Here is a 26,299-nt window from a genome sequence, read left to right on the forward strand (position 1 = left end):
AGCAAGTCGATTGCAGTAGCGTTCGCAGTCGAGCCTGCGCGCCCGAATCCCGACTCGTGGTAATCGTAAGGGGAATCGTCATGGCAACTTATGTGGTTCTTGCGCAGTTTACTGACCAAGGTATTCGCGCCGTCAAAAACAGCGCACAGCGGGCTGGTCAAGCGGCAGAGATGGCTAAGAGTTTTGGCTGTGAAATGAAGGAGATCTACTGGACGATGGGTCAATACGACATTGTCACGATCGTTGAAGCACCGGATGAGCAAAGCTTCATGTCGTTCGGCCTGGCGCTCGGCGCCGCAGGCAATGTCCGCACGCAAACGCTCCGTGCATTAAACAAAGACGAATTCAGCGCTCTTCTGGGCAAACTCCCATAAAACAGGCGAACACCAGGCTCGCCAACTGTTTCGCTCCGCGAATCTTTTGCTACGCAGGCAAGCGTCACGATGCGCCGCGGCGGGGCGCGCGCATCGCAACGAATCGATCAGCGGTTCACGAGCTTGGCGGAATATGTCAACGCAAGCGCGCAGCCGACGATCATGCATGCGGCGAAGCCGAACAGACCTGCGCTTTGCGAATGAAACGTATCGCGCAGCCAGCCGATGAAATACGTGCTGCCGAAACCACCGAGATTCGCGATCGAACAGGCGAAGGCGATACCCGCCGCCGCGGCTGGGCCCTTCAGGAAGGTCGAAGGCAGCGACCACACCACGGGCATTGCAGCGGCCGCGCCCGCGTTGATCAGCGAGAACAGAATGACCGTTGCGACCGTGCCGTGGTGGCCCGATCCGGCGATAACCAGCGCAACCGCCGCCACGAGGAACGGGACCACGATATGCCAGCGGCGTTCGCGCATCCGGTCGGAACTGGCGCCGCAGTAAAGCGTGCTCAGCACGGCTAACGCATTCGGAATCGCCATCAGCCAACCAATGTGATACGGATCGGCGACGCCGGTATCGCGCAGGATCGACGGCAGCCAGAAGCTCGTTGCGTACAGCCCGAGTAGCACGCAGAGATCGATGAGGCCGAGCGCCCACACCTTGAAGTCGACGAAGGCGCCGCTCAGCGAATGACTCTTGTTGCCGGACGGCTCCGCGTCGAGATTCGCACGCAGTGTTTTCTTCTCCACGGCGCTGAGCCAGCGGGCGGATTCGATGTTATTCGGCAGCCACGCGAGGATCGCAATGCCGAGCGCGATCGACGGCAGCGCTTCGAGCAGGAACAGCCATTGCCAGCCACCCAAGCCGTGTGCGCCGTTGAAGAACGCCATGATCCAGCCGGAAATCGGGCTGCCGATCATGCTCGATAGCGGCAAGCCGACCATGAACAGCGCTACGATGCGAGCACGACGTGCATCGGGATACCACTGCGTCAGATAAAGCAGCACGCCCGGCAGAAATCCGGCTTCGGCGACGCCGAGCAGGAAGCGCACGATATAGAACTGCATCGGCGTGGTGACGAACAGCGTCGCGCCCGACAGCAGACCCCAGGTAATCATGATGCGGGCGATCCACAAGCGCGCACCGACCCGCTGCAGAATCAGATTGCTCGGTACTTCGAAGAGGATATAGCCCGCGAAGAACAGGCCCGCGCCGAGGCCGTAGACGGTATCGCTGAACTTGAGCGCGTCGAGCATCTGCAGCTTCGCGAGACCGATGTTGATCCGGTCGAGATACGCCGCGAAATAACACAGGCAGAAGAACGTGATGAGACGGATCGTAACCTTGCGATAGAGATCGCTGTTGTCGGTGCTGCTCGTGTCGAGCACGGCACTGCCCTGATAAACATTCGCCATGACTGCCACTCCCGGAAGGTGGTGCGAAAAAAGGTGGATGTCGTGCGACAGAGATCACTCGCACTTCGCTTGCAGATGTCTATGTATCACGCTAAAAACGTAGCGTATACGCTTCAAAATACAGTGTGGAAAAATACCCGACGAAGTCCATGAAATTTCCTCGACGATTCGCTCAATTCATCGTAGAAATGCCTGTAATTCGTTTCTTTTTACGAGCATGTAAGTGCCTGACGTACAACGAAAGTGCATGAAGAATGTAAAGCGTGTTAGCTACAAATAAACCGTCCGATGCCGGCGCTTGATTCAGGTCGTATTGAGGGTCCGGTTAGAGGGTGTACACTCTTTCTCTTTCGTCTTCAGGCCGCCCGGCCTTGTACCCCTATGGCGCCGCGTAAGGATTCCTACGACTTTCACGATCAGATCGGCCACTTGTTGCGTCGTGCGTATCAACGGCATGTCGCAATTTTTCAGGAAGCGATTCCCGATTCCGATCTGACCGCCGCGCAGTTCGTCGCACTGTGTGCGGTCAAAGAACAGCAACCGTGCTCACTGAACGACATCGTCAAGGCAACTGCGATCGATCAGGCGACGATCCGCGGCGTCATCGAGCGTCTGAAGGCGCGTGCGCTGATCGAGGTGGGCGCCGACCCGAACGACGGACGCAAGCTCGTCGTGCGTCCCACCGCGGCGGGCCTCGCATTGATCGAGCGCACCGTGCCGTTCGCCCAGGAGGTCACGGAGCGCACTTATGGCGCGCTGAATGCCGGCGAGCGCGTCGCCATGCTGTTTCTGCTGCGCAAAATGATGGAGTCGGACGCGGACGGCGAGTAGGCGGGTCACACCGCGATTCGTCTTGCCTGGCTCCTAGTTATTCGCCGCCTGCGCCGGTTCAGCCGCCAGCAACTTGCCGGCGGCGCGCAAACCTTCGCGCACGGTCTCTTGCGTGAACGGCGGCGCGAGCAGGCGCACGCCAGTCGCGTCGTAGATCGCATTCGCGAGCGCAGCGGGTCCAGGCACGGAGGCCGATTCGCCGGCGCCCAGCGGCGGTTCGCCTTGACGCGGCATCAGCACGATATCGACGGCCGGCAACTCCGGAAAAGTCAGGATCGGGTAACTGCCCCATTCGCGGCTCGCCACCTTGCCGTCGACGAATCGCACGCGCTCCTTGAGCGAGCGGCTCAGGACCTGGATCACATTGCCGTGAATCTGATGACGCACGCCGTCGGGGTTGATCATGGTGCCGGTGTCCTGGCCGACCGTAATGCGCTCGACCCGCACCTGACCGGTTACGCGATCCACCACGAGTTCCACCGCCCACGCCGACCATGCCGCACCAAAGCCTGGAAAGCGGCTATGCACGTAACGTGCGTATGCGATGCCGTGACCGCGCGCATAGCGCTCGTCAGCCGCTTTACTGCCGCGCTTGCGATGCGTCCATCCGGCGCGCACAGCAACCGCTTCGAGCAGTTCGGCAGCGCGTGTGTCGTTCAGATGGCGCAACCGAAATTCCAGCGGGTCGCAGCCGGTTAGCGCGGCCATTTCATCGACGAACGAATCGTGCGCGAACGAATTGGGCAGCGCCGACACACCACGAAACCATGATGAACGCACGAGCGGGGCGAGGTCGTCGCATGCGAAACGGCGATGCGGGCTTTCGTACGGCGAGACAGCGGTGCGGTCGCCCATTTCAAAGACGCGCGCTTGTGGGGCGGCGGCGCCCGTCAGCAGCGAGGCGAGCAGCGGTGCATCGTTCGACGGATAGCGCGTCACGAAGTCGTAGCCAAGCAGGCGGCCATCGTCGCTCACCGTGCCGGTGACGTCGACCACCTGGCCACAGCCTTTCGGCTCCCACGTGTGTTCGTCGGCACGCGAGAGCTGCACGCGCACCGGCGCACCGACCGCGCGCGAGAGCAGCAGCGCATCGCCGCAGACGTCGTCCGCGCAATTGCGTCCGTAGCAACCGGCCGCTTCCATGCGGACGACGTCGATGTCGGCTTCGTCGCGTTGCAACAGGGTCGCGAGGTCGCAGCGTAGCGAGACCGGGTTCTGCGTGCCCGACCAGACGGTGATGCGTCCTTTCCCGGGCTCCCGGTAGTCGGCCACCGAACACGATGGACCGATCGAGCCATGCATCTGATAAGGCCACACGTAGGTGCGTGACAGCGTGGTCGTGCCGGGCAAACCGCGCACGGATTCCACGTCGCCTTCTTCCAGCAGAGGCCGTCGTTTTGCCGGCGCAGCGGAGATCGCAGCGCCTGGATCATCCAGAGAACCGAGCGGCGGCAGCGGCTTCCATTTGACGCGCAACTCGCGTGCGGCGCGAATCGCCTGTTCTTCGCGCTCGGCCACGACGCCCACGAAATCGCCGATCACCACCACGTCTCGTACGCCGGCAATATGGGCGACGGATTCGCGTTCAACCCGCTCGAACGAGGTGCCGACGAAAGCGCCGCTATCGATGCCGCTATAAGGCGGACGTACTACTCGTCCATGCAGCATGCCGGGCACGCGCATGTCGTGCACAAAGGTCAACGCGCCGGTCGCCTTCGCCGGCAGATCGACGCGCGGCGATGAACGCCCGACGAGCCGGTACGTCGATGGATCCTTGACGGGCGTGCCGGTGTCGAGTTCAAGCGTCATGCTGCGGCCAGCGAGCAGTTCGGCAAACGTCACGCGTGCGCCATGCCGGTTGGCCGCGCAGAAAATCTGGGCGTCGTCGGTGGCAAGCTGTTCGGTGGCGACACCGAGGCGCTGCGCAGCGAGTTCGAAGAGCGCGCCGCGCGCCTGCGCCGCCGCACAACGCAGCGGCACCGTCGAAATCTGGATTGTCGCGCTGGCGATTGTGGGACCCTGGTTCGGCGTGGCGGCGGTGTCGCCGAGCAGCACCGTGACGCGCCTCGCCGGCACGTCGAGTTCTTCCGCGACGATCTGGCCGAGCGATGTACGTATGCCTGTGCCGAGATCGACGTGACCGTTGAACGCGAGGATCCGTCCGTCGTCGAGTATTGCGACGAAGACTTCGGGTACGTCGGGCACGTAGGTCGAGAGGCTGCCGGGCTGTCCGGCGGCGGGCCTGACGGGCGCAGCCGGCCGGCGGATTACGGCAAGGCGGCCGACGCTTGCCAGAAGTTCGGAGCGGTTCACGGGCAGAGTCCCAGAGTGTGCGCCACGCCCATGCGTCAACGCACGCGCTGCTCGATCGCGACCAGCGCGTCCGCGAGCGGCATCACCGCCGCATACTTCTGCTGCATGTCGAACAGGTTCGCGTCGTGTGGGCCGATGGCCCGGTCGCCGACACAGTCGGATAGCACCAGTGGCCGGAATCCATACGACATCGCATCGACAACGCTGGCCCGCACACAACCACTCGTTACCGCGCCGGCCACGAGCAGCGTCTGCACGGCGCGCTGCGTGAGCCACGGTGCGAGTTGCGTGCCGAAGAAGGCGGACGGCACGGTCTTGCGCACCACCAGTTCGCCTTTCGCGGGTGTCAGCTCCGGCACGATCGCGCTATTGGGATGGTCTTCGGTGAGCGTCGCCATGCCCGGCACCTTCAGTGAGAATACGTTGTCGTCGCTGCCGTCCTCCGCGTAGACGATGCGACTGTGGGCGACCGGCCAACCCGCGGCGCGTGCGTGTGCGAGCGCCTTCACGGTACGTGCGATCGCCGGCGCGATATTGCCGCCGCCGAATGTAGAGGGATCGGCAAAGCCGACCACGAAGTCGACGATCAACAGGCCAATATTGCCGTGCACGGGCAACGGTGTGCCGAACCCTTGCTGCTGATACACATGGGCTTCGGCGTGTGTTTGGGGAGCATTCATCGCATCAGGTCTCAATGTGTCGATTCGATTACGCGGCCGTCGCGCACGACGACATCGTCGTCGAGCAGCACGGTGCAGTGGCGCAGCGGAATATCGATGTGGCAGGTCGTCGTGCGGCTGCCGCCGCCTTCGTTGTTCGGGCCGAGCGAGAAGAGGAAATTGCCCTCGAACGCACGCGCATCCATGCCGATGGTCGCTTCACGATCGTAGAGCCCGAGCGTCGACCAGCGCGCACGCGGCTGCAAACCCCAGCCGATATGCGAGATCGCATAGCCTTCAGGATCATTGAAGGTTTCCATGTAGTCGCGCAGCAACGCGGCGTCGACACCCCCTTCGATCTTTGTCGCATAGCCGCCTTGAACAGTCAGCACGATCGGCTCGCTCACATAGCGTTTCTGCGGCAGCAGGATGTCACCGCGATCGATCACGATCGTGCCGTGCGCGGTGCGATCGTTCGGATAGGTCAGGGCGAAGCCGCTCGGCCAGTGGTCCCAGCGGCCCGGTTCGTCGACGAAACCGTATTCGGCGGTGGGTCCGAACTCGCCGAGTGGACACACGAGCGACGTGCCGGCCGGGGAGCTCACGCGCATTTCCCGCGCGGCGGAGATGCGCTCCGCGGCGCCCAGCACCCGCGTGCGGTCGGCCTGGGTCGGCACCATGCGCGCGAGCACCTCGGGAGGTTCGACGGCCAGCAGGATTTTCGTGCCGGACTTCAGGATGTCGTGCTGCTCGGGGGAGAACAGCAGGGTCATCAGATCGAGCACGAGATCGCTTGCTTTAAGCGCAGCGATCGCGGGGCCGTTGCCGGTGAGCGGCGTGGTGCCCAGATAGGCGAGCGAATCGCGGCTGAATGCCTTCTCGCCGTTCACCGGCGGCAGATCGAGCCGATTGACGATCGCCCCCATCGATTGCGTCGCGATGAGCGCGCACGACAAGGTCTGCGGATGCGTGGCCGGGCTCGTCAGGATCGTGACGCTCTGGCCGGGTTCGAGGCGGGACAGCGCGAGGACTTCCTTCCACGCTTCGATCAATTGGTAGTCGCTGACTGGCATCGTCGGTTCCTTTTTACGGTCAGTAGGCGAGCGGCGCGCCGAGGAAGTCGCTGAAGGCGGCGTAGAAGCCGGCAGCGTTGTCCCACGGAATCATGTGGCCGGCGTTGGGCACGCGTACGTGCAGCATCGCCGGTGTGGCGCGCTGCAGTTCGGCGACGTCCTCGTCGCGCACCACGTCGCCGTTCTGCGCGGTCATCAGCAGCGAGGGCACGGCAAGACGGGCGGCGTCCGCGTGGAAATCGTCGGTGTGGAAGCCTTCATAGGAGGCGAGTACCGCGCGCTCGTCGCAGGTATGCAGCCATTCGGCGCGTAACTGGCGTTCTGCCTCGGTCCAGGTCGGGCAGAACGCGCGCATGCCTTCGGCGTCGGTGCCGCTTCGCGCGAGCGCCATCGAATCGACGTACCAGGGCAGCTTGCCCGGATAGTCACGGCGGCCGGGCCCGGAAACCGGTGGATCGATCAGCGCCACCGAGGCGAGTCCGCGCGGCGCATGCAGCGCCGCACGCGCCGCAATGCGCGCGCCCATGGAGTGGCCGACCAGGCTGAACTCACGCAGACCGAGCGCCGCGACGAACGCGGCCACGTCGGCGGCTTGCGCGTCCAGGCTGTAGTCGAGGGTCGGCGATGCCGACGACAGGCCGCGGCCGCGCACGTCGAGTACATACGTGTCGTGCGTGCGGCCCAGCACTTCGCCGACGAAGCCCCACGTGATCGCCGGACTGGTAATACCCGGAATCAGCACGATAGCGGGGCGTTTCGCGCGTGAACCGTCGGCGCCGCCGTAGCGCAGATAGTGCTGGCGGATGCCGTTGGCCGCGACGTTCGCGCCATACAGGAAGGTAGTCATGGTGCGTCCTCTCGCGGCGGCGGTCAGTAAGCGCCCGACAGCAGGGCGCCTGCGCCCGGCACGATCGGTTCGAGATCGAGTTCGCGCAGCATCGCGTAGGTGGTGGCGATCGCGGCCGTAATGACCGGCTTGCCCGTCATGGCCTCGACCTTGGCGACCGCCGGCAGGGACGGCATCTGTACGCAGGCGGACAGCACGATTGCGTCGACCTGCTCGAAAGGCATGCTTTTGACGATGTCGGGCAAGCGCGCGGGATCGTGGCGGCCTACGTCCAGGTTGTCGGGGATTTCGAGCGCGCGATAGTCGATGACTTCATACCCTTCGTGGCGGATGTAGTCGACCACGAGTTCGGTCAAGGGCTTCATGTACGGCGCCACGACGATCACGCGTTTGGCGCCGATCACACGCAGTGCATCGACAAGCGCACCGGCGCTCGTCAGGACAGGCGCCTGCCCGCCGTTTTCCGCCGTGCGCTGTGTCAGGCGTGCCTGCGACACGCGGTGATAACCGTGGCCCATGGCCATGATCGCGACGAGGCAGGCATAGCCGAGCACGTCGACGCGCGCGTCGGACAACTCGAGGGCACAGCGGTCCGACTCGGCGTCCATTGCCGCCAGCTCTTCCTTGACGACCTTCTTCATGCGCATCCGGCTCGAATGGAAGGTGAAGCGCTGCGGACGGATCGTCTCGCGCAGTCGCAGCATGGCCGGGATCTCCGTTTCCATTGTGGTGTTCGAGCTCGGCACGATCTGGCCGATCCGGTATGTCCTGGTCATTGTGATGCTCTCCGGTCAATGTGAGTGATACCCGGCGCCTTGCGACGGCGAGGGGTGTCGTACGTTGAAACAAAGTCTAGTGTGTACGTTATAAAAATTCAACAGAATAAAAATGTCACCTGCGAGCGCCATGTGAAAGTTAAGCGCGATTGCACCTATATAGGCGAAAAATTCGACGTTCGGGTAAGTGCAAAATTTTTGTTGTCGAAAGAATTTCGAATGTGTACGCTACATTTAATCGAACTCAACCGGACCGTCGAAGCATGTCGCTGGGCGGGCGCACGAACAGGAGAACATCATGAGAAAAACCCGTATCGCCGTTATCGGCGCAGGCCTCGGCGGCACGGCGGCTGCCGCGTTGTTGCAACGCAGCGGCTATGACGTCAGGCTCTACGAGCAGGCTCAGGCGTTTTCACGTCTGGGTGCGGGTATTCACCTGGGGCCGAATGTGATGAAGATCATGCGTCGCATCGGCTGCGAAGACGCTTTGAACCTGATGGGCTCGCATCCCGACTTCTGGTACAGCCGTGACTGGAAAACGGCCGAAGCGATCTCGCAGATTCCGCTCGGCGATCACGCGCTCAAGGCCTATGGCGCGAGCTATCTGACGGTCCATCGTGGCGACTTTCATGCGCTGATGACCGAGGCGGTTGCGCCCGGCACGATCGTCTTCGGCAAATGCCTGAAGTCTGTCGAAGATACCGGTAGCGACGTGCGCATGACTTTCGCGGACGGTTCGGTCGAGACGGCCGACATCGTGATCGGCGCGGACGGCGTCAACTCGAAGATTCGCGATCACCTGCTGGGCTCGGAGCCGCCGCGCTATACGGGCTATGTTGCGCATCGCGCGGTTTTCCCGGCGTCGCTGCTCGGTCACAAGCCTTATGACATGTGCGTGAAGTGGTGGTCGGAAGACCGTCACATGATGGTCTACTACGTGACCGAGGCGCGAGACGAGTACTACTACGTCACGGGCGTGCCGCAGGCCGAGTGGCCCGCGGGGGTGTCGATGATGGAAAGCAGTCGCGAAGAAATGCGCGAGGCGTTCGCGGGTTTTCATGCGGATGTGCAGAATCTGATCGACGTGTCGCCCTCCATTACAAAATGGCCTTTGCTCGAACGCGATCCGCTGCCGTTGTGGAGCCGTGGCCGTCTGGTGCTGCTCGGCGACGCATGTCATCCGATGAAGCCGCACATGGCGCAGGGCGCGGCGATGGCGATCGAAGACGCAGCCATGTTGACGCGCTGCCTCGACGAAGTGGGCGCATCTGATTACGCCGTGGCGTTCGCGCTGTACGAAGCGAACCGTGCGACGCGCGCCTCCAAGGTGCAACTGGTCTCGCACAACAACACCTGGCTGCGCACGAATGAAGACCCGTCGTGGGTCTTTGGCTACGACGTGTTCAACGTACCGCTCGTGTCGCCGGCCGCCGAGGTCGCTTCGGCCTGAGTGTGAGTGGCAAGCACGCGATACGGAAGCGCGTGGCGCCTGCGTCATAGCACGCCGCGTGCTTCCGCTGTAAGGTCATCCCTTTTCATGTGTGAACAGGCCCAGATATGGCGCATTCGAGTCCGCCCGCCGGTCCGCTGATATTCAGCGTCAACGGCGTTCGTCGCACCGTTCAGGGCGCCGCGCCGGATACGCCGTTGCTGTATATCCTGCGCAACGACTTCGAACTGAACGGGCCGAAGTACGGGTGCGGCCTTGGGCAGTGTGGCGCGTGCACGGTGATCGTCGACGACCAGCCCACGCGTTCGTGCGTCGTACCCGCGAGCATTGCGATCGGGCGCGAAGTCACGACGCTTGAAGGACTAGGGACGGCCGATGCGCTGCACCCAGTGCAGCGTGCCTTCATCGACGAACAGGCGGCGCAGTGCGGTTACTGCCTGAACGGAATGATCATGAGCGCGAAGGCACTGCTCGAGCGCAACCCGGAGCCTGACGACGACGCGATCCGCGACGCGCTGCGCTTCAATCTGTGCCGATGCGGCACGCACTTCGAGATCGTCAACGCGGTGCATCGCGCAGCGCAGTATCTGCGGCATGAAGGTGCGCATGAATCAACACGGTGACGACATCGTGGCGGTGCGTGATGATGAACATGGGCTTGAGCCCATGCGTACGCAATCGGTCGATAACGGCGAAAAATCCGGCGCTGGGATGTACCGATCGGAACGGTATCAATGGCCCGTACGAACGCAAACGGGCGACGCAGCCGCTATGGCCTATGCGGACCTGATGGTTGAGACCGGCCACGAGCGCGACGGCACGATGACAACGTGGCAATACCGTGTGCGGCTGGAGCACAACGAGGTTCCAGCGTGCGATGACCACGTCGAGCCTGGTGCGCCTTTGCTGGTGTACCGGCACGCTCAGACGTCCGTGGCCGTCGAAGCGTCGGCGGCCCGGACAATTCCTGTTCACGCGCATGCATTTGCTCGCGAATCGTTCATCGACGAACTCGCCCATGCGCTGCAACGCGACCCTGTCGCGTTGCGCCTGCAGCACCTCGACGCGCAGCGTGACGGCGGCGCGCGCGAAACGATCCGCATGGTAACTGAGCGTGCCGCGTGGGGCGGGGCGCTTGCGGCTCGGGTTGATCCGGCTTCGCCCTGGGTGCGCGGACGCGGCTTCGCGTTCGACGGCGAAGCGCTTGAACACAGCGCGCCGCTATCGTCGGATGAGAAGGGCAGCTTGCCTGTGCGCGTCACGACGGGAACGTCGAATCCGGGTGCCGATAGCTGGACAGCATGGGTCGTGGACGTCGACGTGAATCGTGAGACTGGCGATGTCGCGATCAGGCGCGTGGTTGCGGGCCGCGGTTCGGGCGATCCGGGTGCCGAGCACGTCTCGGGCTTGCCATCATGGCAGGTGGCCGATGCGATCGAGCGCTCCACCGGCGTGCGCTTTCTTGCCCGTTCATCCCACGATGAAACCGGCTCGGCGAACGGCGATGCCGCGGTGTCGCATGAACTGAGCGTGCCGGGAAGCGTGCTGAACGAGTCGACTGCCGGGACGGCGCGGACCTTGACGCGCGCGGAGGCCGACACGATGGAGCGTGCTGCCGCGCCCGCCGCGGCCGCGATTGCGAACGCCTTGTTCGACGCCACCGGCGTGCGTTTTCGTGCACCCCCGTTCGACGCGGAGCGCATCCGCCGCGCGTTGGCTGAAGCACCTCCCGCTACGTTGGCTGAGGCGCCTGCGCAAATGCGTCGTCCGTCGCGTTGGCGGCGCTGGTTGGCCGGGGGCGGTATTGGTGGCGTGATGGGCGGTTTGATCGGCCTCGCCTGCTCGGTCCTGCCGGGGCCGGCGCCAATCGCACCGATTGCCACCATCGACACGTCGCTGTGGTCGCCGGCCACGCTCGAACGCGGGCGTCAGATCGCCGCCGCGGGCGATTGCGCGGTCTGCCACACCGCGCCGGGCGGCAAGACCAATGCCGGCGGCTTCGCGCTCGACACGCCGTTCGGCACCGTCTACTCGACCAATCTCACGCCCGATGTGCAGACCGGCATCGGCGCCTGGTCATATGAAGCGTTTGCGCGGGCGATGCGTGAAGGTGTGTCGCGCGACGGCTCGCATCTTTATCCGGCGTTTCCGTACACCGCGTTCGCCCGGATGAGCGAGTCCGACATGATGGCGCTCTACGCGTATCTGATGTCGCAAGCGCCGGTCAAAAACGCACCACCGAAAACGAGCTTGCCGTTCCCGCTCAATCAAAGACGGCTGGTGGCCGGATGGAACTGGCTGTTTCATGACACACGTCCGTTCGTCCCTGACGAGACGCGCTCGGCGCAGTGGAATCGCGGCAAGTATCTGGTCGACGGCGCGGGGCATTGCGGCGCGTGTCATACACCGCGCAATGCGATCGGCGCGGAGAAGGGCGGTTTTGCGTATCTGTCGGGCGGGAGCGCGGAAGGCTGGGACGCGCCGTCACTGGTGGCCTCGCGTGCGTCGCCGGTGCCGTGGTCCGAGGCTGCGCTGTTCGACTATTTGCGCACCGGCTTTTCTGCGGAACACGGTGTAGCGGCGGGGCCGATGGCGCCGGTCGTTGCCGGGCTCGCTACGCTGCCGGAATCCGACGTACGTGCGATGGCTCACTACGTCGCGTCGTTGTCGCCACCCGTTGACGCGGAGGTGTCTGCCCGTGCTGCGGCCGTGCGTGCGAATGCTACAGACGCGGGCTCGACGACGACACTTGGTTTCGAAAACGGCCGCCGCATTTTCGAAGCATCGTGCGCTGTTTGTCATGCGGAATCGGGCGGCGTCGGCCATTTCGGCGTGCGCCCGTTGATGGGGCTGAACACGAGCGTTGCCCAGGCCTCACCGGACAATCTTCTGCACGTGTTGCAACACGGAATCGATCAGCCCGCAACGGAATCGCTGGGCTACATGCCCGGATTCGGTGATGTATTCGACGACAGGCAGATGGCCGAGCTCGCGTCGTATATCCGCGCGCGTTACGCGCCGGGGCAGCCGGCCTGGCGCGATCTCGAGTCAGCGTCGGCAAGATTGCGCGCGGGACACTAGCGCCGTCCGAGCAAATACGCGGTAGTCATCTCCACCAGCTCCCGCTTAAGGACTGGCGTTCCCAACGTGCCTCTGTGCGCGGCATCATGAATGACGCCCGAAACGGCAGAGGAAAGGACTTGCGCGGCCACTGCGACTGATTCCCGGCCGCGCCGGTTCCCCGCCGCCGCGACCATCGCGGTGTAGCGCCGGAGATACTCCGTTTCGAACTTGTCGTGAGCGGGCTTCAGGCCTTCAATGTAGGGCGCCTCCTCAAGCAGCACGCGATGCAGTGCGGGATTGATGTTATGGACTCCGATCATGCCGTGGACCAGTTGCTCGATGCGCCACGCAATTGGCATCGTGTCATCGTCGATCGCGCGTAGTACTGCAAGAACCTCGTCGAAGTGACGCGTGGTGATTGCCACCACCAACACGTTCTTGTTCGGAAAGTACTGATACAACGAGCCAATGCTCACACCGGCGACTTCGGCGACCTCGTTGGTCGTGAATCGAGCCCAGCCCCAGCGCCCCAAAACCTGAGCACCCGCCGTGAGAATAGCCTCGACCGTGGCGCGCGAACGCGCTTGCCGTGGGGCTTTGCGCATCGTTGCAGCGTGCGTGGGAATGCGAGTAGCCAAATCACCGCCCTCAAGGGAATATGAGCCCCATGCTCACATTAATCGGCGAGCTTGACAACAGTGTGCTTGCCCGCCTTACGAGGACATCCTGATGACTGCTATACCTGACACCTGCCGCGAAATTCGATTGAAAGTCAGACCTGATGGCCTGCCCGGTGCCGAAAACTTCGAAATCGTTTCGATTCCGTTGCCGATTCCCGCAGACGACGAGGTGCTTGTCCGCAACTGTTATTTCCTCGTATCGGCCTCGTTGCGCATGATGATCAGCAAAGGGGCCGAAGACGTGGAAGGTGTGCCGTTTCCCGCGCTACGTGAGGGCGACGCACTCGCAGGGGAAGCGCTGGGCGAAATCGTCTCAGCGCCTGCAAACAGTGGTTTTTCTCCCGGCGACCTGGTTCTGCATTTCCAGGGTTGGCGCGAATACGCGACGGTGCCCATCGCACAATGCCGGCCTGTCGAGCCTGGATTGCCTGACCCGGTCGGCTATCTTGGGCATGGATGGACGGCTTATGCGGCGCTCACGCGTGGTGTGCAGATCCGGCCTGGCGATACGGTATTCGTTTCCAGTGCTGCGGGCGCGATCGGTTCGATGGCCGGACAGATTGCGCGCTTGCTCGGTGCGAAGCGAGTTATCGGCAGCACCAGTTCCAAAGAAAAGGCAGCCCGCCTTGTGTCCGAGTTAGGGTATGACGCGGCGGTGTTCCGCGGGGCTGCACCGATCGTTGAGCAACTCGCGGCAGCCGCCCCTCAAGGCATCGACGTCATTATCGATAATGTCGGAGGCGAGCAGTTGCAAGCGGCCATCGCCAACGCACGCGTTGGTGCGCGTGTTGTGATTCTCGGCGCACTGTCGGGGCAATTGGTGGCTGAGGGCCCCGGCCGAATCGCACCGGTCGAACTGGATTCCATGCAGCTTCTTCTGAAGAAGATTACGTTGCGCGGCTACAGCGCCGACGATGATCCGCACATGCACGCAGAGTGGATCAGCCGGTTTGCCGATTGGCTGGACGCAGGCAGCATTCGCTTTCCACGCGAAATCATTACTGGACTCGAATGCGCGCCGCAGGCCTTGGCGCGCGTGATCAACGGGGAATGCTTTGGGACGGTAGTCGTGAGGCTATAAGCGAACGTCCGCCGGATTGTCAGCAAAATTACGCCGGCAGACGTCCGTCAGGTCATTGTGCCTTCCGGCGGATCAGCCTGATGAAACATGGCGTAAATAGCGTCGACCAGCCAGGCGATTCCTGGATCCGCCGAGAACTGGGCGTGGCAATGGACCTGAATTTCAATGGGTGGCAGCGAGAAAGGCAACGGGATGATGCGGAAGGACTTGTTGCGGTTAAAGCGCTGCGCGATGCTTCTGGGGAAAATGACGGCGAGATCGGTGTTCTGAACGATCTCGGGCGCAACGACAAAATGAGGCAGACGCAGCACGATATCCCGCCGCAGGTTCAATTCCTCCAGCCATTGCTCGACCATCCGGTGTCCGGTTGCGTTTGTGCTTGCGTAGACATAGCGCAAGCCCGCGAGGTCTTCCTTGGTTGGTTTCAGCTTGCGCAGAGGGTGACCCGCCCGCACAACGCAAACGTGTTCGTCGAAGAATAGCGTCCTGCTCACACACCCTGAATCCAGACCTGGAACATAGCCGAGCGCGAGATCGATTTCGCCGCTGCGCATCGCGGCACTCACAGAGTCGACGGAGACATTGGCGATCTCGATCCGGATGCCGCGTGCAGTTCGGTCGAGCATCGAGAGCAGCGGCGGCAGGAAAAAGTACTCCGACATATCCGACATCGACACGCGGAATACGCGCGTCGTCGTAGCGGGGTCGAATTTCGCGAGCTGCTGCACGGCGCCGTTGATAATCTCGAACGCCTGTGTGAGCGGTGCGTGCAAACGCAATGCCGCATCCGTGGGCACCATGCCGCTGGGTGTACGCACGAAGAGCGGATCGTCGAATAATCCACGCAGCCGGCGGAGCGCGTGGCTCACCGCAGGTTGCGTGAGTCCGAGGCGTTCGCCCGCGGCGGTCAGGCTGCGTAGATCCGAGATGGCCAGAAACACGCGCAGCAGATTCAAATCCGTAATGCCGGAGTTCGACTTTGTCATGACGTTCGGATCGCGGCAGTGAAGGAGTCTGGCGATCGCGCTGCGTCAGACCCTGGCTGTTAAAACGGACGCGCAACTTTCGGTGCGACAGTATCCGGTTCGCAGAGCGGGACCTGACAGCCGCCCACTGCTTAGGGCTATCCGCGTCCGGCTTTACGTCCGCTGCAGGTTACCGTAAATGCTGTGCATAGGGAAATGCGAGGCCGGTCCGCTGTACGGCGGGAACGCGTCGAAATCCTGCTTCATCTGCGCACGTACCGGCGAGGCCAACGCCGCAGCCAGCGCCGTGGGATCGTCGAAGACAACTTTGTTCCGCTGCATGGCGGTTGCTTGCGGAATATCCAGACCGGTTCGATAGTCGACCCGCGTATAGATTTCCAATTCACGAATGCCGGGCAACTGTGCCATGAGCGGGGGATGATGCTTCAGATAGTGCGTCAACCACGCATTGAAATTGTGGGCTTCTCCTTCATAGCCGACGAGATACGTGCATTTCTCAGACGGATCGCCAACGCCGGAGGCATTCGGCGTAGCAAATTTTCTCACCGCCATGAGTTGCTGTGCGAATGCAAGGCGGTCCTGGGTGGCGTCTATCGTTTGCTCCATGATCGTGTGTGCGCCACCGCCGCGTTGAAGCGCCGCTTCAGCAGGACCCAGATCGTCGAAATACCATTGCAGTACCCAGCGTGGCTTCAAAGCATGTTCGTTTGACTGAGGATCGCCATTCGCCGACTCGACAGAGCGATGGATCACGAAGCGCCGCAGTCCTTCAACGTTCCGGGACACCGCCTGAGTCAGCGATATATCGACGTCGCGCGGCTCCGGATGCATGCCATTGCGGTAGCCGACAAGAAACAGACAGACTTCCACGTTCACCTCGCAGCGCTGGCTACGACGGACTGCGCCGTTGTTTCCGGCCGCACGAGGCGGTGGAACTGCCGGCCAAAGTAGATCAATCCGTCGCCCTCCGATCTGGTCGAGATACGCCCGATTTCTACAAACATGACCGAATGCGAGCCGACACTCTTGAGGTCGACAATCTCGCCTTCGAGGCTTGCTATCGCATGCGAGAGGACCGGGGCCGACTGATGCCCGATCGTCCATGCATGACGTGCGAACCGCTCGTCCATCGAACAGGCTGTCATGCCCGCGAAATCACGTGCGACGTCCTGACATTCCGCAGCCAGCACATTGATGCACACGTTCCGGTTGTGATGCAGAACATCGTGGACGTAACTGGCCTGGTTGATACAAACCAGCATTGTCGGCGGCGCGTCCGTCACGGAGCAGACCGCGCTTGCGGTAATCCCGCACCGTCCGCTCGGGCCATCCGTGGTGATGATGTTCACGGCCGCGGGCAGGCACGCCATTGCATCGCGGAAACGCCGCTTGGTGTCGTCGATCGTCATGATTGTTCTCTCATCACGGATACGGCGTTACCGGCGCGATGCCGGCAAACAGCGCGCCTGATGCGTCGTAGGTGCCTTCGCCAAGGAACGCGTGCTGTGTCACAACAATCGAGTCGCGCACCAATCGCTGCAGCCGATTCTCGCGATAGATCGCCGCGATGCCCGCCAATTGATACGCCTGCATCACGACCTCAGCGCACACTTGCGCGGCATGAGTCGCACTGAGGCGCATCAGATTGGCTTGATCCTGTGTCACAGGATCGCCGGTGATGATTGTCTGCCACGCCGACTCGGCGGACTCGTAGAAGAACGCGCGTGCACTGCGCCAGTTGGCCTCTGCTTTCGCGAGACCGGAGCGGTAATAGCCGCGGTCTGCAAGACGCGGGGCGCCGGTGGTGGTTTTAGTCGATCCGGACATGCCGGTCAGCAGATCGAGCGCGGCACGCGCGAGGCCGACGTTGACGGCGGCGTGCACTTGCGCCTGGTACGCAACGGCGGGATAGCGGTAGAGCGGTTCGTCGATCAACGCCTGGCCGCCGCGAACGAATGTCCATTGTGCGTCGACGAATTTCTCGCGAAGCCGCAGATCGTGGCTGCCGGTGCCCTGCATGCCGACCACGTTCCAGTTCTCGACGATCTCGACTTCCTGCGCTGGGAATACGGCGGTGAACGGTTTCCCTGCACCCGTGTCACCCGAATTGGCGGGCGTGCCGCCGATCCCTACGCCAATCCAGTCCGCGCCCTTGCAGCCGCTTGCGAATCGCCATTGTCCGCTGACCATGAAGCCGCCCGGCACTTTGGCGGCCGGCTGCAACGGATAGAGTCCGCCGGAAAAAACCTGATCCGGGCCTTTTGCATAGATGTGCTGCTGCGTTTCGATTGGGAGCGACGCAAGATAGGTATTCGCCGACCCGAACGCGGCGACCCAGGCGGTCGACCCGTCAGCGATCGCGATACGCTCAAGCATGCGCAGAAACTGCGGCGGCGGCAGCGCGTCTCCACCGAAACGGCGCGGCGTACTTGCGCGAAAAATACCCGCGCGTTTCATCTTCGCGATCATGTCACGCGGAACATGCGACAACTGATCGAACTCGTCTCTTCGACGCTCTATTTCCTCGATCAGAACATCGAGCGAAAGGGGACCCGCGTACTCCGGATACGGGTCGGCTTGATCGACGACGAGAGGTTCATAGACGTGCGTCGAAAGGCTGGCACTTTGAAGGCTTTGCATGATGGCAGGGTGTCGGAATTGAATAGTCGATCCGTCTGGTACGGCAGCGCCGTGGCGCTGCCGCTTGACGGCGTTAGGCGCTTTCTTTCGCCTGAAGTCTCAGAGCCTTCGGGAAAGTTTCGGGCGCAAGACAGGTCGCCAGCACGGTGATCAGTCCGAGAACAACTAGATAAATGACGACTGGCGTGGCGCTGCGGTAGTGAGCGAGCAGTGCGGTCGCGATCATCGGCGACAGGCCGCCGCCGAGCACCGACGACATCTCGCGGCCAATGCCGAGACCCGAGAAACGTAGATGGACGGGCAACAATTCGCTGATGAAAGCGGGCTGAGCGCCTTCGAGGATGCCCAGTGTGATGCTGTTGGCGAGCACGAGCGCGAGGATGACTTTCCACAGCACGCCCGAGCCGAGCAACACGAAGTAAGGGTAGGCGACCAGCACCATTGCAATCGCGCCGGCGAGATAAACCGGCTTGCGGCCGATTTTGTCCGTCACGTGACCCATCACGAGCGAAACGGGGATCATCAACAGCATCGACACCGTCAATCCACCCAGAATCCAGCTCGATGGGAGGCCGACAAACCGGCCGTAGGCAATCGAGAAGGCGAAGAAGATGTACGACGCGGCGCCTTCGCCAAAGCGCAGGCCGAAAACAGTCAGCACCTGACGTGGACATTGGCGAAGCACTTCGATAATCGGCATGCGGCTGCCGCGGCGCGCGGCCTTGACCTCGGCGAACTCGGCACTCTCGTCCACGGAGCGGCGCATCCAAAGTCCAAGTGCGACTAACACGGCGCTGCACAGGAACGGCACGCGCCAGCCCCAACTCAGAAAGTCGGAAGACGACAGCGTCTGGACGAGCAGGAACGCAACGGTGGAGAGAACGAAGCCGAATGCCGCGCCGCAGGGACTCCATGCAGAGAGCGCACCGCGTTTCGACGCGGGCGCGTTTTCATGGATGAGCAGAATACTGCCGCTCCATTCCCCACCTGCAGCAAGACCCTGCACGATGCGCAGCAGGACCAGCAAGACGGGGGCCGCGATGCCGATTTGCTGATAGGTCGGCAAGAGACCCATGCAGACAGTCGCGGCGCCCATCATCAACAGCGTGAGCATCATGACCGTCTTGCGGCCGTATCGGTCCCCGATGTGGCCGCAGAGCACGCCGCCAATCGGACGGGCGATAAAGCCGACCGTAAAGCCGCCGAACGCCGCAATCGTCCCAGTCAGCGGGTCGGTGCCAATGGGGAAGAACAGGTGGCCGAACACCAGCGCGGCGGCGGTCCCATACAGAAAAAAGTCGTACCACTCGAGAATCTGGCCGAGCACTGCAGTCGTCACCGCGCGGCGAACCTTGCTGGTCGGACGCAGATCGGATAGGGGAGCAAGCGTGGCTGTTGCGTCAGGATTCATGGCATTTCGCAGATCACAGTGTTGGAGATCCCGCCTCTCGACAACACAGATCGGCAGGTACGACGATGCGAACGGGGCAGGCATGTCCGCACAATATGGCCGAGGCAGGAGCCGGTCAAATTCAGGACAAAAATGAACGATATGAATGGCGTGCATGACGATTCATGCCGATGAACGAAGTCATCCGGAGCGCGGCACGCCACATCTTGTTGCCTGCGTCGACGTCGACCAACGTGATGACTTTGTGGCAAGCTTGCTTCCACATCGAACCGGACGCCGCCCCGAGCGAGCCATTCGTTGCCACCCAACTACGTGATTGCCGTATGCCTCGACAGCCGACTCCATCGCCGCTCAAACCGCGCAGGGCGCCTAGCCAACCACGCTCCGAACGCATGGTTGCCACCTTGCTCGAAGCCGCTGCACAGGTGCTTGAAACGAAGGGGCTCGAAGGGTTCAATACGAACGCGGTTGCGGAACGCGCGGGCGTCAGCATTGGTTCGCTGTATCAGTACTTCCCCAGCAAGGATGCGTTGACGATCGCGCTGATGCAGCGTGAAAGTGAACGCTTCTATCGCGACGCGCTGATTGCCCTCGATCAACCGGGCGGACCGATCGCGCTCACGCATCTGATCGGCGTCTCAGTGCGGCAGCAGTTCGCGAGACCTACGCTTGCACGGCTGCTTGACGTGGAGGAGAGCAGGCCGCAACTGCGCGTGGCGCTGGCCAGCACCGGATCGGTGCGCAGCGTGCTGTTGGAGATCCTCATGCGTGACGGTTTGCCACCGCAAGACGACGTAGCTGTCGCTGCGAGCGATCTGATGGCGATCGTCCGTGGACTCGTCGACGCCGCCGGCGAGCGCGAGGAGTCAGACACGACTGGACTCACCCGCCGTGTGACGGCCGCCGTGTTCGGTTATCTAACGATGATGTCGAGTGAGGGACGCAATGACGATTCGCCTGCCGAAGACACGCCGCAACCCGCGAGCAAACGCGAGCAGGCTGTACGCAAGGCAGGGGCGCGAGGGCTGAAACGCCCATAGGACGGGGCTGAGCGGCTGTCGATGCGAACGCGGCGACGCGAGTATTGAACGCGAGCTTTTACTCGTAACATTCTCCGTACGGAACGCAACGAGCGATCCAACTCAACGGAGATCGACATGACCCATATCACCACCACCATGAAGCTCAATCACGTGAGCTTCCCCTCGTCCGATGTGAGCGCCACCGCCACTTTCTTCGAGGCTCATCTAGGCTGTACCGTCGCCGGGCGCGGCGCGAGCTGGCTTCTGAAACGTCCGGGATTCGATATCGTGATCGATGACGCCGCAGATCATCCAGTCGCGTGGCCGCATAATTTTCACATCGGCTTTGAACTGTCGACCCTCGACGATGTTCGCACGCTCTATGACGAGATGCTTGCAGCAGACGTCGTGATGAAAACCGGCGTGTTCAAGCATGAACGTGGCTCGCGATTTTTCTGTGAAGCACCGGGCGGTGTTCTCGTCGAAATCAATACCCGTTCGGATGCCGACGAGAAGTACCGAGGTACTTTCGATCTCTGACATCCTGGGCAACGCGACTGCAGACATTTTTTGTTAGCGACTTGCGCTTGCCATCAGCGCCTGTCGCGCATCACTTCCCACCAATCGCGATGGTCCATCCGGCTGAGTTTGCGCCGTCGCGTCATTTCGCGCCAATAGTGAACGGCGACCAGCAGCGCGGCGGCGCTCAACGCACACAGCCCCACGACGATTCCTGTCCACGATTCGGCCACGGAACACTCCTTGACTGTGAAACAGATCAAGCGATACGTGTCATTCGTCGTTCAGGATACGAGCGGCAGCCTTCAGAAACATCTGTCCGTCGTGCGTAATGAGAGGGCGTTGTTGCCCGGAAGGGAGGTTCTCCAGCGTGACGAGCTGACGGTCCAGAAGCGCTTCGAGATCTGCACCGTCCAGACTCAGCCAATCCGGTGCATCCTTGAGCAGCATGAGGGTCGCGAATTCATGCGGACTGAGCATCTCCGTCTCCTGGCCATTCCTGCTTTGCTGGGAACCTGATCCGTTGGCCTCGCTACGCGAGCAGGATCGGTTCGGGGATGGCTGCTGCAGGCTGTCACGTTGCGTACGGGTGACATGTCGCGCGCCATGGCACTCATCTTAATGCTGAGTTGTCCAATAGATCAATATTTGGGAAAAACTTTTTCGCTATTTTTACGGCACCTTCGTGAAGTCGTCGCGGTGCAGCATGACTCGTTGAGCGGCAATCGCGTGCCGCTCCGCACAACGTGTTCGTTAGCGCACAGACGTGATGCGTGTCACACTGATTCTGGTGAATATTCTGGCAGCGCTTCCATATGCTTTCGCATACCCGCCTGCATACTCGAGGTGAATTCCGGATACCGGGCGCTGCGATCGAAACCTGAAGGAGACAACCGTTGACCACCTTCCTCCTACGTAACGGCGCACTGCTCGACCCTACCCATCCTGACCTGCTGGAAGGCTTCGAAGTCCTCATCGAGGACGGTTTCGTCCGCGAGGTTTCGGACAAACCGATAAAAAGCAGCAGCGCGCGCGTGATTGACGTCAAAGGCAAAACGATCATGCCGGGGCTGATCGATCTGCATGTGCACGTCGTCGCGATCGAATTCAACCTGCCGCGCGTTGCAACGCTACCCAACGTGCTGGTGACGCTGCGCGCCGTGCCGATCATGCGTGCAATGCTGCGTCGCGGCTTCACCACCGTGCGTGACGCAGGGGGGGCCGGGTATCCATTCAAGCAGGCGGTCGAGTCGGGCCTGATCGAAGGTCCGCGCCTTTTCGTATCCGGCCGTGCGTTGAGTCAGACAGGCGGTCACGCCGATCCGCGCGCCCGCTCCGACTACATGCCGCCCGATTCGCCTTGCGGATGCTGCGTGCGTGTGGGTGCGCTTGGCCGCGTGGCAGACGGCGTCGATGAAGTGCGCCGGGCCGTGCGCGAGGAACTGCAGATGGGCGCCGACCAGATCAAGATCATGGCATCGGGCGGCGTTGCTTCACCCACCGATCCGGTGGGCGCATTCGGTTACTCCGAAGACGAGATCCGCGCGATCGTCGCGGAAGCCCAGGGGCGCGGCACCTACGTGCTCGCGCATGCCTATACGGCTGCGGCGATCGCGCGCGCGGTGCGTTGTGGTGTGCGCACGATCGAGCACGGCAATCTGATTGACGACGAGACCGCCCGTCTCGTCGCGGAGCATGGCGCGTATGTTGTGCCAACCCTTGTTACTTACGACGCCCTTGCAAGTGAAGGCGAGAAATATGGCTTGCCGCCGGAAAGTATTGCCAAGGTCGCGGACGTGCACGGCGCGGGTATGCACTCGATCGAAATCATGAAGCGCGCCGGGGTCAAGATGGGTTTTGGAACGGACTTGCTTGGCGAGGCACAGCGTCTGCAAAGCGATGAATTCCGGATCCTGGCCGAGGTTCTGTCGCCGGCCGAGGTGATCGCAAGCGCGACCCTCGTTGGCGCGGAAGTGCTGGGCATGCAGGACAAGCTCGGCAGAATCATGCCGGGTGCCCATGCCGATGTGCTGGTGGTTGACGGCAATCCTCTGAAGTCCGTCGATTGCCTGTTGGGTCAGGGCGAGCATATTCCACTCGTGATGAAGGATGGCAGGCTCTTCGTCAACGAACTCGAAAGATATTGATCGTAGTACGCTCGTCCGCGGTGCCCCACAGTCCCTATCGGAGCGTGTTCATGACGATGATTTCCGCCCGCATCGAGCGCCTGCCGTTTTCAGCTTTTCACCGCCGTCTGCTTTTGATGGGCGGCCTCGGCTACACCTTCGATGCGATGGACGCCGCCGTGCTCGCTTTCCTGCTGCCCGTGTTGCGCACGCAATGGGGGCTGACGAGCGTACAGACGGGCGTACTGGGAAGCGGCACGTTCATCGGCTATTTCGTCGGCGCGATGCTGGCGGGCATGCTGGGCGATATCATCGGCCGGCGCAAGGTCATGATGTATGCGCTCGTGATCTACTGTGTCGCGTCGCTTGCCAGTGCACTGGCGAACGACTGGGGATTTTTTCTCGCGACGCGGATTGTCGCCGGCTTGGGGACGGGCGCGGAAAGCGCCATCGTCGCGCCGTTTCTGTCGGAGTTCGTGGCGCGGCGGTATCGCGGGAGTTTCACGGGCAGCCTCGCCGGGTTTTTCTCCTTCGGCTTCGTGGCGGCTGCATTGCTCGGCTATCTGGTGATTCCGCTCGCGGCCAATGCATGGCGCGCCGTGATGGTCATCACCGCGCTGCCCATTCTGATGCTGCTGTGGTGGCGCCGCGCGTTGCCCGAGTCGCCACGCTGGCTCGAGGCGCGTGACCGGCACGCGGAAGCCGATGCGATCGTGTCGAGAATGGAAGCGGAGGTCACTCAAGCGGGCGTGCAATTGGAGCCGCTGTCTCCAGTACGTGACGGAACCGTTCCGCTCGCGGCCGGACGAGCCTCGATCGTCGCGAACGTCAAGGCATTGTGGGCAACGAAGCTCGCGCGCATCACAGCCATGACGTGGCTGATGTGGCTATCCATCACGTTCAGCTACTACGCTTTTTTCACGTGGATTCCCGGCTTGCTGGTTCAGAACGGAATGACGATCACGCGGAGCTTTTCGTATTCGCTTGTGATTTACCTGGCGCAGATCCCGGGATACTTTTCAGGCGCGTGGCTCAACGAAAAGATCGGCCGGCAGGCGACGATCGCGTCATACATGATTTTGGGCGGCGTATCGGCGCTTGGGCTTGCATTGACGGGTACGGATGCCGGCATCATGGTGTCGGGAATCCTGTTGTCGTTCTTCATGAACGGCACCTATGCGGGCGTTTACGCCTATACGCCCGAGGTATTTCCCACTGACGTGCGCGCAACGGGCACCGGCCTCGCTTCGTCAGTTGGCCGGCTGGGCGCGATTGCTGCACCTATTCTCGTCGGATACGTCTATCCGAAGCTGGGCTTTGGCGGAGTGTTCGGCGCGACAACGCTTGTGCTGCTTATAGGTGCAATGGCCGTGCTACTCATGGGCGTGCCGACGCGCGGAAGATCGCTCGAGGACATTGCAGCAGGGCAGATCGAACAGTAAGAAAAGTAAGCTGCGGGCTTAACCGGGCTAGCGGCGTCAGGACACGCTCCGATGACGCCACTGTGTCGCGACTCGAATCCGTGAAGCCATGGCGCGCGGTTTTGGCGAACAGGCATTCTTATGACATTATCTGCCAGCGCAGACGTTGTGAGCGTTGATCAGCGAACTACGTCGCGTAGCTATGTAATCAACACGCAGCAGGCGTTTCGCGGCAGATACAGCGCTGAGCGCCACACTGTTATCGCGTCATTCTCTCAGAGGCAAAGCCATGAAGTTGACCATCGTCGCACCACTTTTGATCATTTCGTTACTCGGCACGTCCACTGCCGTCTTTGCGCAGCAGCATGACGACAATCACGGCCACGGCCAGCCTTCTCACGACAGACAGAATCCGGGGCACGGGGACCAGCATGGACATGGCCGCGGGCCCGCGCCACGCGATGCTTCTTTAGGAGGGCCGGGCGGTCCCGTTCCTCACAACGACTGGCACAGGGGTGAGCGGCTTCCGACTGAGTACCGCGACCGCAATTACGTTGTCGACAACTGGCACGAGCACGGCCTGCAAGCGCCGCCGCGCGGCTATCAATGGGTGGGCGTGAACGGGGACTATGTACTCGCCGCCATCGCGACCGGTGTCATTGCCAATGTCCTGCTAGCCGGGCACTAGCCAATCGAGCTGGAGTCGAATAGCGCTAAATGCCGCGTGCTATGCTTGGACCGGCAAGTATCTCCACGCTGCCCAGCTCTATCCGTGTCGACGACGAGGTAAGTGCCATCCAGAACGCCGCACCGGTCGGCGTGCAAAACTGAGCCGGACACGACCGCGATCGTTGACCATGGACTATCGTCATCTGCAGCAGCGTAAGAGCCTGCACGGCCGCATCGTGCAGGAGCTCGGCATGGATATCGTCGGCGGCAAGCTGCAGCCGGGCCAGCGGTTGCCTGCCGAGGCCGACCTGTGCGAGCGCTATGGCGTCAGCCGCCCCGTGCTGCGCGAGGCCACCCGTGTGCTCGTGGCGAAAGGGCTGGTCGTGTCGAAAACGCGTGTAGGCAGTGTTGTGAAGCCTCGCGCGGAGTGGCACATGCTCGACCCCGATGTCCTGTTCTGGACGATCAACAGTGTTCCTGAAGGCGAGTTCTTCAGCTCGCTCCTGACCGTGCGCCGCGTTATCGAACCCGCGGCGGCGGCACTCGCCGCCACGGCTGCAACAAGCGACGATCTTGCGCGCATTGCATCGGCTTACGATCAGATGGAGCGTGCGCAAACCGCAAGCGCGCTACTGGATCCTGACCTCGAGTTTCACCGCGCCATCATGGCAGCCACGCACAACGACCTGCTGGCCTATATCGGCAATATGCTGTCGCTTGCCTTGACGGAATCGATCAAGCTGACGAGTCGTCATCCCGACACACATGCGCTTTCGTTGCCGCGGCACAAGGCGATTCTCACTGCGATCCAGAGTCGTGACCCGTTGGGCGCGCGGCATGCAAGTCTGGTCCAGCTCGACAATGCGCGCGCGGACGCCGAGCGCGTTCTGGAAACCGGTGGCCAGTTTCAGACACAACCCTGAAAACGAACGGATCGGCT

General features: G+C 62.1%; 26 protein-coding genes. 12 read left to right on the forward strand and 14 right to left on the reverse strand.

All coding sequences use genetic code 11. The annotated features are described in order from the left end of the window. Nucleotides 1-80 precede the first annotated feature (80 nt). A complete protein-coding gene (locus tag R8871_RS07935) occupies nt 81-374 on the forward strand; it encodes a GYD domain-containing protein (RefSeq protein WP_175049802.1) in 294 nt (97 codons plus the stop codon). Between the two features lie 107 nt (nt 375-481). On the opposite strand, the gene R8871_RS07940 is transcribed toward R8871_RS07935, so the two are convergent. Beyond that, nucleotides 482-1,792 carry an MFS transporter gene (locus R8871_RS07940; RefSeq protein ID WP_175049803.1) on the reverse strand — a complete coding sequence of 437 codons (1,311 nt, stop codon included), beginning with the start codon at nt 1,790-1,792 and terminating at the stop codon, nt 482-484. Between the two features lie 381 nt (nt 1,793-2,173). Between R8871_RS07940 and R8871_RS07945 the strand changes: the two genes are divergently transcribed. After that, the gene (locus R8871_RS07945) at nt 2,174-2,623 is read left to right on the forward strand and encodes a MarR family winged helix-turn-helix transcriptional regulator (protein WP_175049804.1); all 450 of its coding nucleotides are present in this window, start codon (nt 2,174-2,176) and stop codon (nt 2,621-2,623) included. Between the two features lie 33 nt (nt 2,624-2,656). On the opposite strand, the gene R8871_RS07950 is transcribed toward R8871_RS07945, so the two are convergent. The 5 genes from R8871_RS07950 to R8871_RS07970 are packed head-to-tail and all read right to left on the reverse strand — an operon-like array spanning nt 2,657 to nt 8,291. Further along, nucleotides 2,657-4,936: a xanthine dehydrogenase family protein molybdopterin-binding subunit gene (locus R8871_RS07950; RefSeq protein WP_175049805.1), complete on the reverse strand. Its 2,280-nt coding sequence runs from the start codon at nt 4,934-4,936 to the stop codon at nt 2,657-2,659. A gap of 35 nt (nt 4,937-4,971) precedes the next feature. After that, complete coding sequence (locus tag R8871_RS07955; RefSeq protein ID WP_175049806.1) at nt 4,972-5,616, reverse strand: isochorismatase family protein; 645 nt, start codon at nt 5,614-5,616, stop codon at nt 4,972-4,974. Between the two features lie 11 nt (nt 5,617-5,627). Then, nucleotides 5,628-6,668, reverse strand: coding sequence for a M29 family metallopeptidase (locus tag R8871_RS07960; RefSeq protein ID WP_175049807.1), 1,041 nt, complete (start codon nt 6,666-6,668; stop codon nt 5,628-5,630). Nucleotides 6,669-6,687: 19 nt separating this feature from the next. After that, nucleotides 6,688-7,515: an alpha/beta fold hydrolase gene (locus R8871_RS07965; protein WP_175049808.1), complete on the reverse strand. Its 828-nt coding sequence runs from the start codon at nt 7,513-7,515 to the stop codon at nt 6,688-6,690. 23 nt (nt 7,516-7,538) lie between these two features. Beyond that, nucleotides 7,539-8,291, reverse strand: coding sequence for a maleate cis-trans isomerase family protein (locus R8871_RS07970; protein WP_175049809.1), 753 nt, complete (start codon nt 8,289-8,291; stop codon nt 7,539-7,541). Between the two features lie 298 nt (nt 8,292-8,589). Between R8871_RS07970 and R8871_RS07975 the strand changes: the two genes are divergently transcribed. The 3 genes from R8871_RS07975 (at nt 8,590) to R8871_RS07985 (ending at nt 12,822) form a co-directional block, all read left to right on the forward strand. Further along, on the forward strand, nt 8,590-9,741 hold the full coding sequence (locus tag R8871_RS07975; RefSeq protein WP_175049810.1) for an FAD-dependent monooxygenase: 1,152 nt from the start codon (nt 8,590-8,592) through the stop codon (nt 9,739-9,741). Between the two features lie 107 nt (nt 9,742-9,848). Then, entirely contained in the window at nt 9,849-10,364 is a 516-nt protein-coding gene (locus R8871_RS07980) for a (2Fe-2S)-binding protein (protein WP_175049811.1), read from the forward strand. Continuing rightward, complete coding sequence (locus R8871_RS07985; protein WP_246287439.1) at nt 10,348-12,822, forward strand: c-type cytochrome; 2,475 nt, start codon at nt 10,348-10,350, stop codon at nt 12,820-12,822. Before R8871_RS07980 ends, R8871_RS07985 begins: the two co-directional genes overlap by 17 nt. On the opposite strand, the gene R8871_RS07990 is transcribed toward R8871_RS07985, so the two are convergent. Continuing rightward, nucleotides 12,819-13,409 carry a TetR/AcrR family transcriptional regulator gene (locus tag R8871_RS07990; RefSeq protein ID WP_175049812.1) on the reverse strand — a complete coding sequence of 197 codons (591 nt, stop codon included), beginning with the start codon at nt 13,407-13,409 and terminating at the stop codon, nt 12,819-12,821. The two genes, R8871_RS07985 and R8871_RS07990, sit on opposite strands and share 4 nt — an antisense overlap. Before the next feature lie 124 nt (nt 13,410-13,533). On the opposite strand from R8871_RS07990, the gene R8871_RS07995 reads away from it, so the two are divergent. Then, nucleotides 13,534-14,565, forward strand: a complete 1,032-nt coding sequence (locus R8871_RS07995; RefSeq protein WP_175049813.1) for an MDR family NADP-dependent oxidoreductase — start codon at nt 13,534-13,536, stop codon at nt 14,563-14,565. Between the two features lie 47 nt (nt 14,566-14,612). On the opposite strand, the gene R8871_RS08000 is transcribed toward R8871_RS07995, so the two are convergent. The 5 genes from R8871_RS08000 to R8871_RS08020 form a co-directional block, all read right to left on the reverse strand. Continuing rightward, nucleotides 14,613-15,551 (reverse strand): LysR family transcriptional regulator, encoded by a 939-nt coding sequence (locus R8871_RS08000; RefSeq protein WP_175049814.1) that lies wholly within the window; start codon nt 15,549-15,551, stop codon nt 14,613-14,615. A gap of 153 nt (nt 15,552-15,704) precedes the next feature. Then, nucleotides 15,705-16,421 carry an EthD family reductase gene (locus R8871_RS08005; protein ID WP_246287441.1) on the reverse strand — a complete coding sequence of 239 codons (717 nt, stop codon included), beginning with the start codon at nt 16,419-16,421 and terminating at the stop codon, nt 15,705-15,707. A 2-nt stretch (nt 16,422-16,423) separates the two neighbouring features. Next, a complete protein-coding gene (hpaC, locus tag R8871_RS08010) occupies nt 16,424-16,960 on the reverse strand; it encodes a 4-hydroxyphenylacetate 3-monooxygenase, reductase component (RefSeq protein WP_175049815.1) in 537 nt (178 codons plus the stop codon). Nucleotides 16,961-16,973: 13 nt separating this feature from the next. Continuing rightward, on the reverse strand, nt 16,974-18,191 hold the full coding sequence (locus R8871_RS08015; RefSeq protein WP_175049816.1) for an acyl-CoA dehydrogenase family protein: 1,218 nt from the start codon (nt 18,189-18,191) through the stop codon (nt 16,974-16,976). Between the two features lie 73 nt (nt 18,192-18,264). After that, the gene (locus R8871_RS08020; RefSeq protein ID WP_175049817.1) at nt 18,265-19,602 is read right to left on the reverse strand and encodes an MFS transporter; all 1,338 of its coding nucleotides are present in this window, start codon (nt 19,600-19,602) and stop codon (nt 18,265-18,267) included. Between the two features lie 392 nt (nt 19,603-19,994). On the opposite strand from R8871_RS08020, the gene R8871_RS08025 reads away from it, so the two are divergent. Further along, nucleotides 19,995-20,642, forward strand: a complete 648-nt coding sequence (locus tag R8871_RS08025) for a TetR/AcrR family transcriptional regulator (protein ID WP_246287443.1) — start codon at nt 19,995-19,997, stop codon at nt 20,640-20,642. A gap of 117 nt (nt 20,643-20,759) precedes the next feature. Beyond that, nucleotides 20,760-21,164 carry a VOC family protein gene (locus R8871_RS08030; protein ID WP_175049818.1) on the forward strand — a complete coding sequence of 135 codons (405 nt, stop codon included), beginning with the start codon at nt 20,760-20,762 and terminating at the stop codon, nt 21,162-21,164. A 53-nt stretch (nt 21,165-21,217) separates the two neighbouring features. On the opposite strand, the gene R8871_RS08035 is transcribed toward R8871_RS08030, so the two are convergent. Together R8871_RS08035 and R8871_RS08040 are read right to left on the reverse strand one after the other, a co-directional pair. Next, the gene (locus R8871_RS08035; RefSeq protein WP_175049819.1) at nt 21,218-21,376 is read right to left on the reverse strand and encodes a hypothetical protein; all 159 of its coding nucleotides are present in this window, start codon (nt 21,374-21,376) and stop codon (nt 21,218-21,220) included. Nucleotides 21,377-21,416: 40 nt separating this feature from the next. Continuing rightward, complete coding sequence (locus R8871_RS08040; RefSeq protein WP_054034863.1) at nt 21,417-21,623, reverse strand: hypothetical protein; 207 nt, start codon at nt 21,621-21,623, stop codon at nt 21,417-21,419. 416 nt (nt 21,624-22,039) lie between these two features. On the opposite strand from R8871_RS08040, the gene R8871_RS08045 reads away from it, so the two are divergent. The 4 genes from R8871_RS08045 to R8871_RS08060 all read left to right on the forward strand — a co-directional run bounded on the left by R8871_RS08045 (nt 22,040) and on the right by R8871_RS08060 (nt 26,282). After that, entirely contained in the window at nt 22,040-23,290 is a 1,251-nt protein-coding gene (locus tag R8871_RS08045; RefSeq protein ID WP_175049820.1) for a metal-dependent hydrolase family protein, read from the forward strand. Nucleotides 23,291-23,340: 50 nt separating this feature from the next. Next, nucleotides 23,341-24,711, forward strand: coding sequence for an MFS transporter (locus tag R8871_RS08050; protein WP_175049821.1), 1,371 nt, complete (start codon nt 23,341-23,343; stop codon nt 24,709-24,711). A 268-nt stretch (nt 24,712-24,979) separates the two neighbouring features. Then, the gene (locus tag R8871_RS08055; protein WP_175049822.1) at nt 24,980-25,378 is read left to right on the forward strand and encodes an RcnB family protein; all 399 of its coding nucleotides are present in this window, start codon (nt 24,980-24,982) and stop codon (nt 25,376-25,378) included. Between the two features lie 169 nt (nt 25,379-25,547). After that, entirely contained in the window at nt 25,548-26,282 is a 735-nt protein-coding gene (locus R8871_RS08060; protein WP_175049823.1) for a FadR/GntR family transcriptional regulator, read from the forward strand. Nucleotides 26,283-26,299: the final 17 nt, after the last annotated feature.

It is taken from the genome of Paraburkholderia sediminicola, from assembly GCF_902859805.1.
GTDB classification, from domain to species: Bacteria; Pseudomonadota; Gammaproteobacteria; order Burkholderiales; family Burkholderiaceae; genus Paraburkholderia; species Paraburkholderia sediminicola.

Excerpts from the sequence above, each read along its gene's own strand:
- R8871_RS07935 (WP_175049802.1), top strand. The coding sequence starts at position 81 with ATGGCAACTTATGTGGTTCTTGCGCAGTTTACTGACCAAGGTATTCGC.
- R8871_RS07940 (WP_175049803.1), bottom strand. The coding sequence starts at position 1,792 with ATGGCGAATGTTTATCAGGGCAGTGCCGTGCTCGACACGAGCAGCACC.
- R8871_RS07945 (WP_175049804.1), top strand. The coding sequence starts at position 2,174 with ATGGCGCCGCGTAAGGATTCCTACGACTTTCACGATCAGATCGGCCAC.
- R8871_RS07955 (WP_175049806.1), bottom strand. The coding sequence starts at position 5,616 with ATGAATGCTCCCCAAACACACGCCGAAGCCCATGTGTATCAGCAGCAA.
- R8871_RS07960 (WP_175049807.1), bottom strand. The coding sequence starts at position 6,668 with ATGCCAGTCAGCGACTACCAATTGATCGAAGCGTGGAAGGAAGTCCTC.
- R8871_RS07965 (WP_175049808.1), bottom strand. The coding sequence starts at position 7,515 with ATGACTACCTTCCTGTATGGCGCGAACGTCGCGGCCAACGGCATCCGC.
- R8871_RS07970 (WP_175049809.1), bottom strand. The coding sequence starts at position 8,291 with ATGACCAGGACATACCGGATCGGCCAGATCGTGCCGAGCTCGAACACC.
- R8871_RS07975 (WP_175049810.1), top strand. The coding sequence starts at position 8,590 with ATGAGAAAAACCCGTATCGCCGTTATCGGCGCAGGCCTCGGCGGCACG.
- R8871_RS07980 (WP_175049811.1), top strand. The coding sequence starts at position 9,849 with ATGGCGCATTCGAGTCCGCCCGCCGGTCCGCTGATATTCAGCGTCAAC.
- R8871_RS07985 (WP_246287439.1), top strand. The coding sequence starts at position 10,348 with ATGAATCAACACGGTGACGACATCGTGGCGGTGCGTGATGATGAACAT.
- R8871_RS07990 (WP_175049812.1), bottom strand. The coding sequence starts at position 13,409 with ATGCGCAAAGCCCCACGGCAAGCGCGTTCGCGCGCCACGGTCGAGGCT.
- R8871_RS07995 (WP_175049813.1), top strand. The coding sequence starts at position 13,534 with ATGACTGCTATACCTGACACCTGCCGCGAAATTCGATTGAAAGTCAGA.
- R8871_RS08000 (WP_175049814.1), bottom strand. The coding sequence starts at position 15,551 with ATGACAAAGTCGAACTCCGGCATTACGGATTTGAATCTGCTGCGCGTG.
- hpaC (WP_175049815.1), bottom strand. The coding sequence starts at position 16,960 with ATGACGATCGACGACACCAAGCGGCGTTTCCGCGATGCAATGGCGTGC.
- R8871_RS08015 (WP_175049816.1), bottom strand. The coding sequence starts at position 18,191 with ATGCAAAGCCTTCAAAGTGCCAGCCTTTCGACGCACGTCTATGAACCT.
- R8871_RS08020 (WP_175049817.1), bottom strand. The coding sequence starts at position 19,602 with ATGAATCCTGACGCAACAGCCACGCTTGCTCCCCTATCCGATCTGCGT.
- R8871_RS08025 (WP_246287443.1), top strand. The coding sequence starts at position 19,995 with ATGGTTGCCACCTTGCTCGAAGCCGCTGCACAGGTGCTTGAAACGAAG.
- R8871_RS08030 (WP_175049818.1), top strand. The coding sequence starts at position 20,760 with ATGACCCATATCACCACCACCATGAAGCTCAATCACGTGAGCTTCCCC.
- R8871_RS08040 (WP_054034863.1), bottom strand. The coding sequence starts at position 21,623 with ATGCTCAGTCCGCATGAATTCGCGACCCTCATGCTGCTCAAGGATGCA.
- R8871_RS08050 (WP_175049821.1), top strand. The coding sequence starts at position 23,341 with ATGACGATGATTTCCGCCCGCATCGAGCGCCTGCCGTTTTCAGCTTTT.
- R8871_RS08055 (WP_175049822.1), top strand. The coding sequence starts at position 24,980 with ATGAAGTTGACCATCGTCGCACCACTTTTGATCATTTCGTTACTCGGC.
- R8871_RS08060 (WP_175049823.1), top strand. The coding sequence starts at position 25,548 with ATGGACTATCGTCATCTGCAGCAGCGTAAGAGCCTGCACGGCCGCATC.